Annotated in this window: 8 protein-coding genes; 3 read left to right on the plus strand and 5 right to left on the minus strand. The window is 51.8% G+C overall.

Going from position 1 to position 7,007, the window contains the following annotated elements; genetic code table 11:
- The first annotated feature begins 108 nt into the window (after positions 1–108).
- The 3 genes from JCR24_RS15150 to hepT all read left to right on the plus strand — a co-directional run bounded on the left by JCR24_RS15150 (position 109) and on the right by hepT (position 1,711).
- Complete coding sequence (locus tag JCR24_RS15150) at positions 109–708, plus strand: hypothetical protein (protein WP_238980898.1); 600 nt, start codon at positions 109–111, stop codon at positions 706–708.
- A gap of 198 nt (positions 709–906) precedes the next feature.
- Entirely contained in the window at positions 907–1,302 is a 396-nt protein-coding gene (gene mntA, locus JCR24_RS15155; RefSeq protein ID WP_238980902.1) for a type VII toxin-antitoxin system MntA family adenylyltransferase antitoxin, read from the plus strand.
- Positions 1,292–1,711 carry a type VII toxin-antitoxin system HepT family RNase toxin gene (gene hepT / locus JCR24_RS15160; RefSeq protein ID WP_238980899.1) on the plus strand — a complete coding sequence of 140 codons (420 nt, stop codon included), beginning with the start codon at positions 1,292–1,294 and terminating at the stop codon, positions 1,709–1,711. The genes mntA and hepT overlap by 11 nt, the downstream gene beginning before the upstream one ends.
- A 27-nt stretch (positions 1,712–1,738) precedes the next feature.
- Here hepT and JCR24_RS15165 read toward each other — a convergent pair whose 3' ends face one another.
- The 5 genes from JCR24_RS15165 to JCR24_RS15185 form a co-directional block, all read right to left on the minus strand.
- Positions 1,739–2,392, minus strand: a complete 654-nt coding sequence (locus JCR24_RS15165; protein ID WP_033015860.1) for a TetR/AcrR family transcriptional regulator — start codon at positions 2,390–2,392, stop codon at positions 1,739–1,741.
- Between the two features lie 11 nt (positions 2,393–2,403).
- Positions 2,404–3,429: an ABC transporter permease gene (locus tag JCR24_RS15170; protein WP_238980900.1), complete on the minus strand. Its 1,026-nt coding sequence runs from the start codon at positions 3,427–3,429 to the stop codon at positions 2,404–2,406.
- Positions 3,426–4,154, minus strand: coding sequence for an ABC transporter ATP-binding protein (locus tag JCR24_RS15175; protein ID WP_033024957.1), 729 nt, complete (start codon positions 4,152–4,154; stop codon positions 3,426–3,428). Before JCR24_RS15175 ends, JCR24_RS15170 begins: the two co-directional genes overlap by 4 nt.
- Before the next feature lie 129 nt (positions 4,155–4,283).
- A complete protein-coding gene (locus JCR24_RS15180; RefSeq protein WP_011230465.1) occupies positions 4,284–4,802 on the minus strand; it encodes a GNAT family N-acetyltransferase in 519 nt (172 codons plus the stop codon).
- 220 nt (positions 4,803–5,022) lie between these two features.
- Positions 5,023–6,717: a M3 family oligoendopeptidase gene (locus JCR24_RS15185; protein ID WP_011230464.1), complete on the minus strand. Its 1,695-nt coding sequence runs from the start codon at positions 6,715–6,717 to the stop codon at positions 5,023–5,025.
- Positions 6,718–7,007: the final 290 nt, after the last annotated feature.

Below are 7,007 nucleotides of genomic sequence, written 5' to 3' on the forward strand. Positions count from 1 at the left end.
CCAGAGGAACTCTCATCAGCTCGAAAACCGTCAGCGGACAATGGACATACGAAGGGTATTCTGACAGCATTAAGCAAAAGTAGACAATTTTGATGAATGGTGATTGTGATGAACAAAAAATATCTCTATCCCCTTTTTGTCGTCTTTCTCTTGCTGGCAGCGTGCGAACGCGGACACAACCCCGCCCCTGTTGCGCCGCATCCGGCAGAGAAAGCGAAGCAGAAACATGAACAAGTGGAGACGGAACAAAAGCCGCTGTCGCTGGAACAAAAATTTCTCCCTCCGCATTTTCTAGTCAACCAATTCACTGCGAAGGCGACAAGCCGATCGATCGAGCTGACGATTCATTACACCATCTCACAACAGCTGTACCGCTTGCTTGAACAGTATCAAGATTACTATTTCGTCATTCAATATCCAGAGGAACTCTCGCGTCTGACCCATGTTGACCGTTCCAACGCTGTCAAAGGCCCTTTGCCGGCAAACGGGCGGCTGTCGTATGCCATCACAATGACTTCCACCTGGGCGACCGATATACCAAAGGATCTGATCGATCGAATCAATCACGGAGATTTGCGGTATAATCTTGTCATTTTGGACAAAGAACGGTTCCTCGTGCATATTTTCAACGATGTCCAATGGTACCAATCGTTCGATCCAAACAAAGGATCGAGCGTCATGTCGGAAGACGGTGGTGCAAAAAAATGACGGTCGTTCGCTCAAACGTTTTCACCGGCCGCGCGTCCGTTTCTTGAGGTCAAACTCTTTTGCGCGAATAAAGGTTTTTCGCTGTAAAAAGGGGCGGTCGCCATCGCCTCCTTTTCTTTTTCCGTCTTTTCTCCAGGAACGAAAAAATTTTGCTATAATGAAGAAAAACGCAAGGGGGCATCGCGATTGCCAAACGAAATGGAGACGATCATCGTTGAGACGCTCCGCCCGGCTCTTCACCCGTTCGTCATCTACCTGTTCGGTTCAGCCGCCCGTGGGGCGATGCGCCCGGACAGTGATGTCGATATCGCCTTTGTCAGCGACGGCGAACCGCATGATCCGTATGAGCTGTTTCGGCTCGCGGGGCATTTGGCTGACAAGTTAGGGCGAGATGTCGATCTTGTCGATTTGCGCCAAGCCAGCACCGTGTTTCAAGCGCAAGTCGTCTCGACGGGAAAAGCCATTGATTGCCGCGACGAGCGGAAACGGGCTGAGTTCGAAATGAAAACATTGAAAATGTATGTGAAACTAAACGAAGAGAGAGCACCGGTGTTAAAACAAATTACGGAAAGCGGGAGCATATATGAAAAGTGATGTCATTTTAAACAAGATCAGCGTGATCGAACGCTGCCTGAAACGAATTCGTGAAGAATATAACGGCGATCCAAAAAATTTACAAAATTACACAAAACAAGATTCGATCGTTCTGAATTTACAGCGGGCGTGCGAGGCATGCATCGATTTGGCCATGCATATTGTGGCCGAGCAGAAATTCGGATTGCCGCAGCATAGCCGCGATGCATTCGCTCTCCTCGAAGAGTACGGCGTAATCTCTCCTGCCATAAGCAAAAACATGAAGGCCATGGTCGGATTCCGCAACATCGCCGTTCACGACTATCAACAACTGAACCTTGGCATCTTGCAAGCCATCGTCGAACACCATCTTGATGATTTCAAACAATTTGCCGAAGCTATCCTCCGTTATGCGAAAGAAAACAACTAGGCCGGCTTCAGTGCGGAAGCCGGCCGGTTAGCGCCGCAGACCGTTCATCAACACGTGAATCGTCCGCTCCATTTCCGCCTCATCGTCCCAATTGTGGTCAGGCAAAAGGAGAAAGCGGGCGGCCAAAAAGCCGGCGAGCGATGTGATCGTCAAGCGGATGACCGAATCAACCGGCAGCTCGGCCAACTCACCTTTTTCTTGAAAATGGCGGACAATGCGGGCGAATTTTGGATACACGTGCTCGGTAAACACGCGTTGAAAGCACTGTTTAATCTCGGAATGAAAGGCAACCTCCTGCCAAAGCACGCGAATCGCCGGCAAATACGTTTTCACAAAGGTGTAGCGGTTGGCGAGCACCGCGCGCAAAAACTGTTCGTACGTCTCATATTCGTTGTCAAACACTTCGCGGACGAATTCTTTCGCCAAAAACGGGGCGACGGAATGAAACAACGTCGGCGTGACGATGGCCAGCAATAAATCTTTTTTCGTCTTATAATGGCGGAAGATCGTGCCTTCCGCCACCCCGGCCTTTTTGGCGATTTCACTCGTGGAAGTCGCCGCATAGCCTTTCTCGGCGAACATTTCAACGGCAGCTTCCAAAATTTTTAGCTGCTTTTCGCTGAACTGCCCTTCCTTGCCGCCGATTTGCAGCAATTCCTGAATCCATGAATGCTCGCTCATGACTCTACTCCTTACAGCTTGCGGTATTTTTTCAATGCTACTACATTTAATAGCATAAACAGCATCGTAAAGCCAAGCAGCACGTACACATCCACGGCGATGGCGCCAAAGCCCTCTCCCCGCACCATAATATCGCGCAGCGCATCCGCCCCGTAGGTGAGCGGCATGATGACGCTCAGCGAGCGAAGCCATTCTTCCATCGTGTCAAGATTGAACAAGCCGGAGAAAAACACTTGCGGCACGACGACAAGCGGGATAAACTGCACCATTTGCAGCTCGTTGTTGGCGAACGCCGACAGCAGCATCCCAAGCGCCAGCGCTGTCATCGCCAGCAAAAACGTAATGAGCAGCACATACCAAAACGAACCTTCCATCATCATGTCCAACACATCAATGGCAAACCATGAAATTAAGCTCGCTTGAATCGTGGTAAACAATCCGAACCCGATCATGTAGCCGGCGACCATTTCCCAGCGCCTGAGCGGCGTCGCCATCAGCCGCTCGAGCGTCCCGTTCGTCCGCTCGCGCAAAAATGACACTCCAGCAATCAAAAAGACAAAAAAGAAGACGAAAAAGCCGATCAGCACGGGGCCGAAATAATCAAATGACGCCATGTCGCTTGATCCGTGCCAATACGTTGTTTTCAGCTGAAACGGGGGCTTGGGCGCCATGGACTGAAACGCCTTTTGCACCGCGGCCATCACCGCCTGATTGGCCGTCGGGTCGCTTCCTTCCAGCGTAAGGTGCGGAGCGCTTCCGCTCATGTCAAGCCACGCGTCAATGTCTTGATCGTCCAGCTGCTTTCGCGCTTGTTTTGCTGACAGCTCTTTCACGTTCGCTCCTGCTTCTTTCAACTTGTCAACAACCACCTCAGGCACGTGTTCGCTGACGGCAATGGCTGGTTTGTATTCTTCGCCATTAAACACCAAATCCATTAACAACAAGACGAACATCGGCGCGACAATCATGAGCGCCAGCGTGCGCTTGTCGCGGAAAAACTGGCGGATGATGCGGACGACAATGGCCAACACTCTCATCGACGGACACCTCCAAACGTCAAAAACGCTTGCTCAATCGTTTCCGCGCCTGCTTCCTGTTTCAATTCATCCGGGCGGCCGACGGCGATCAGACGGCCTTCGCGAATCATGCCAAGCCGCCCGCACTTTTCCGCTTCATCCATCACATGGGTCGTGACGACAATGGTTGTGCCGCGCTGGCGAATCCGCTCAAGCTCCGCCCAAATCGATTGGCGCAGCACCGGATCGATGCCGACCGTCGGCTCATCCAAAATAAGCACGTCCGGTTCATGAAGCAAGGCGATCGCCAGCGACAACCGACGCTTCATCCCTCCTGAATATTGGTGCACCGGCTTTTTTCGATCATTCGTTAAGTTGACAAGCGCCAACATGTCATCGATCCGCTCTTTTTGTTTTTTCCCTCGCAACCCGTAGATGGAAGCAAAAAATTGCATGTTCTCCAGCGCGGTCAATTCTCCGTACAGGGCATCCGACTGGGCCATAAAGCCGATCCGCTTCATGGCGCCAAGATTGGGCATATTCACGCCGAGCACGCGAATCGTCCCTTCACTCGCTTGATCAATGCCGGCGATCATGCGCACCAACGTCGTTTTTCCTGCACCCGACGGGCCGAGCAGACCGAAAATTTCTCCCGCGCGGACATCTAACGACACATCGTGGATGACCACTTTTTTTCCAAACCGCTTGGAGACACGCTCGACTTGAATACATGGATTGGCGGTCATTGCTTTTCTCCCCTTTGCATAGTAGTGAGTAATCACTCATATATAGTATAAAAAAGATAAACCTTTTTGTAAAGTGAGTAATCACTCACAAAATACATTTTTTAAGCTGCCGACGGTTCGGCAGTCCACCTACTGTTCCATCAATTGGACGTCTCGCCAGCCGTAGCACCACTCCCATAATGCTTTTCCACCGATTTCCACCCTTTCCTCGGCCAGTTTTTCACCGCCAAGCCGTTCGTAAAAACCGCGTGACGGATTGTCGGCAAGCACCCAGACGACCAGCGAATGAATGCCTTTTTGCGCCAAATGGCGGATCAACGCTTGAACGAGTTGCCGGCCGAGCCCTTTTCCTTGCACCTCTTTAAGCAAATAAATCGCATACAGCTCCCCGTCATACTTCGCTATCAGACCGTCGGCTGCCCGATTTGGTCCGCCGGAGACGAATCCAACGACGCGTCCGTTTTCCTCAGCGACAAACACGGAATGGTCCGATTGGCTGAGCACCTTCTCCCATAACGTTTGTTTTTCTCCCACTGCCAACGTCTCCAAGTACGCGTCCGGCACGATGCCGCTGTACGTCGTCTTCCAACTTTCGACGTGGACCGAAGCGATGGCCAGTGCGTCGACCCATGTGGCTTTACGGATCATCGTTTTCCCCCTTTTCCCCAGTTTGATAGAAGTTTTCAAATTGAACGCTCTCCCACCTACGCTTGAGCTTTGAGGTGAGAGATTGTTGGAAACACCCGCCCCACAGCAGGCTGTCAACCAAGCCATCCCCGCCCAACACGTGGAAGTGGGGGTCTTCTCGGCGCGAGATGATAAAGAAAAGCAGGGCGGTGCTGTTCCCGCCCGCCTTCTTTGCTTCTTTTTACAAGGCTTTGTCATCGACGCTGTCCAACCACCGCTCGATATGGCCGACGACCGAAGCGACCGCCCCGTCAGCAAACGGCGACTTTAGGTTGGCGCTTTTGACGAGCTCGGTAAACGGCCGGCTGCCGCCCAATCGGCAAAGCGCCACATAGTCGCGCCAGGCTGATTCCCGGTCTTCCTGCGCCCGCTTCCAAAACTGGAACGCGCACACTTGCGCCAATGTATAATCAATGTAATAAAACGGGTCGGTGTAAATGTGCCCTTGCCGCTGCCAAAATCCGCCGCGCTCAAGGTAGTCATGGCCGGCGTAGTCTCTTGTCGGCAAATACGCTTTTTCGATGTTGCGCCAGACACTCTTCCGCTCAGCCGGCGTCATATCCGGGTTCTCGTAGACAGCGTGCTGAAATTCATCGACCGCAACGCCGTACGGCAAAAACAAAAGTGCGTCGCTCAAATGGGCGAACCGGTATTTGTCGGCGTCTTCGCCGAAAAAGAGCTCCATCCACGGCCATGTGAAAAATTCCATGCTCATCGAATGGATTTCACACGCCTCAAGCGTCGGCCAGTTGTATTCCGGAATGTCGTAATGGCGGCTCTCATACACTTGGAACGCATGCCCCGCTTCATGGGTCAGTACGTCAATGTCGCCGGACGTTCCGGTAAAGTTCGAGAAAATAAACGGCGCCTTATAGTCATCGATATAGGTGCAATAGCCGCCGCCCGCCTTTCCTTTTTTGGCGACGAGGTCCATCAATTCATGTTCGACCATATAGCGGAAAAACTCGCCTGTTTCCGGCGACAGCTCTTCATACATGCGCCGGCCGTTGTCAACAATCCAAGCGGCGTCCCCTTTTGGCGCCGGGTTGCCGCTCGGAAACATGAACGGCTCATCATAATACGTAAGCCGGTCGACCTGAATCCGCTGCCGCTGGCGCTCGCGCAGCTTTGCTGCGAGTGGGACGATGTGCGTTTTCACTTGCCGGCGGTAGCCTGCGACCATATCGGCATTGTAATCGGTCCGGCCTAAACGGGCATAGCCGAGTTCCACAAAGTTTTGGAAACCGAGCTTGCGGGCGATCGCCGTGCGGACGTGGACAAGCTCATCATACAATTCATCGAGTTCTTTTTCATAGTCCATGAAAAACGAAAATCGTGCCTCACTCGCCCGTTGGCGCATCGCGCGGTCCGGCGACTCAACAAACGGCTGCAGCTGGGCAAGCGTCCGCTCTTCCCCTTCAAACATGATTTTCGCCGATGCGATGAGCTTCGTATATTCGCTTGCCAGCTTGTTTTCTTTTTGCAAGTCCTCTACAATCGCCGGTGCGTATGTTTTCAGCTGTGTTTCGGCCAACGCAAACAGCTGTTTCCCCCACACTTGTTCCAATTCAGCGCGGAACGGCGAGGAAACAAGCGCGCGGTAATAATCGTTGACAAGCCCCTTGACGATCGGCTCCGTTTCATCGAAAAAGTCTTGTTCTTTCTTATAGAACTCATCGTTTGTATCGATCGTATGGCGAATATGGCAAAGGTTCGCCATCGTGCTGTAGCGGCGGCGCAGCTCATTGATCCGCTTCATCGCCTCGTGTTGCAAGGCGGCGCTCCCCGCACGGCGGAACGAATCAAGCGCTTCTTGAAACGATGCCTGCAATTGAGTGATGTCCGGCCGCTCATAACGAAACTCAGAAAACTTCATGCTCATCCCCTTCTTTTTTTCACGGAATATGATGATGGGAAAAGATCCATCCCCAGTGAAATGAACCTTTTCCATGTTTCACTGACCAATTGTATATTCGTCGAACTTCAAAAATATCCTCCTTTTCCAACCCCTTAAATACACTTCCATTTTACCCCACACAAACAATACGAAGCAATGATCATGTCTGGTATGAGTCAGTCAAGACTTTGTGGAGAACATTTTTTCGGTTCACTACGGGCGTTGTCAATCACTAGTTAGCGAACCATTTTCAGGAATTAATATCGTAA

Origin of the sequence: Geobacillus sp. YHL, from assembly GCF_022341265.1 — a bacterium.
Lineage (GTDB): Bacteria > Bacillota > Bacilli > Bacillales > Anoxybacillaceae > Geobacillus > Geobacillus thermoleovorans.

Excerpts from the sequence above, each read along its gene's own strand:
- JCR24_RS15150 (WP_238980898.1), top strand. The coding sequence starts at position 109 with ATGAACAAAAAATATCTCTATCCCCTTTTTGTCGTCTTTCTCTTGCTG.
- mntA (WP_238980902.1), top strand. The coding sequence starts at position 907 with ATGGAGACGATCATCGTTGAGACGCTCCGCCCGGCTCTTCACCCGTTC.
- hepT (WP_238980899.1), top strand. The coding sequence starts at position 1,292 with ATGAAAAGTGATGTCATTTTAAACAAGATCAGCGTGATCGAACGCTGC.
- JCR24_RS15165 (WP_033015860.1), bottom strand. The coding sequence starts at position 2,392 with ATGAGCGAGCATTCATGGATTCAGGAATTGCTGCAAATCGGCGGCAAG.
- JCR24_RS15170 (WP_238980900.1), bottom strand. The coding sequence starts at position 3,429 with ATGAGAGTGTTGGCCATTGTCGTCCGCATCATCCGCCAGTTTTTCCGC.
- JCR24_RS15175 (WP_033024957.1), bottom strand. The coding sequence starts at position 4,154 with ATGACCGCCAATCCATGTATTCAAGTCGAGCGTGTCTCCAAGCGGTTT.
- JCR24_RS15180 (WP_011230465.1), bottom strand. The coding sequence starts at position 4,802 with ATGATCCGTAAAGCCACATGGGTCGACGCACTGGCCATCGCTTCGGTC.
- JCR24_RS15185 (WP_011230464.1), bottom strand. The coding sequence starts at position 6,717 with ATGAAGTTTTCTGAGTTTCGTTATGAGCGGCCGGACATCACTCAATTG.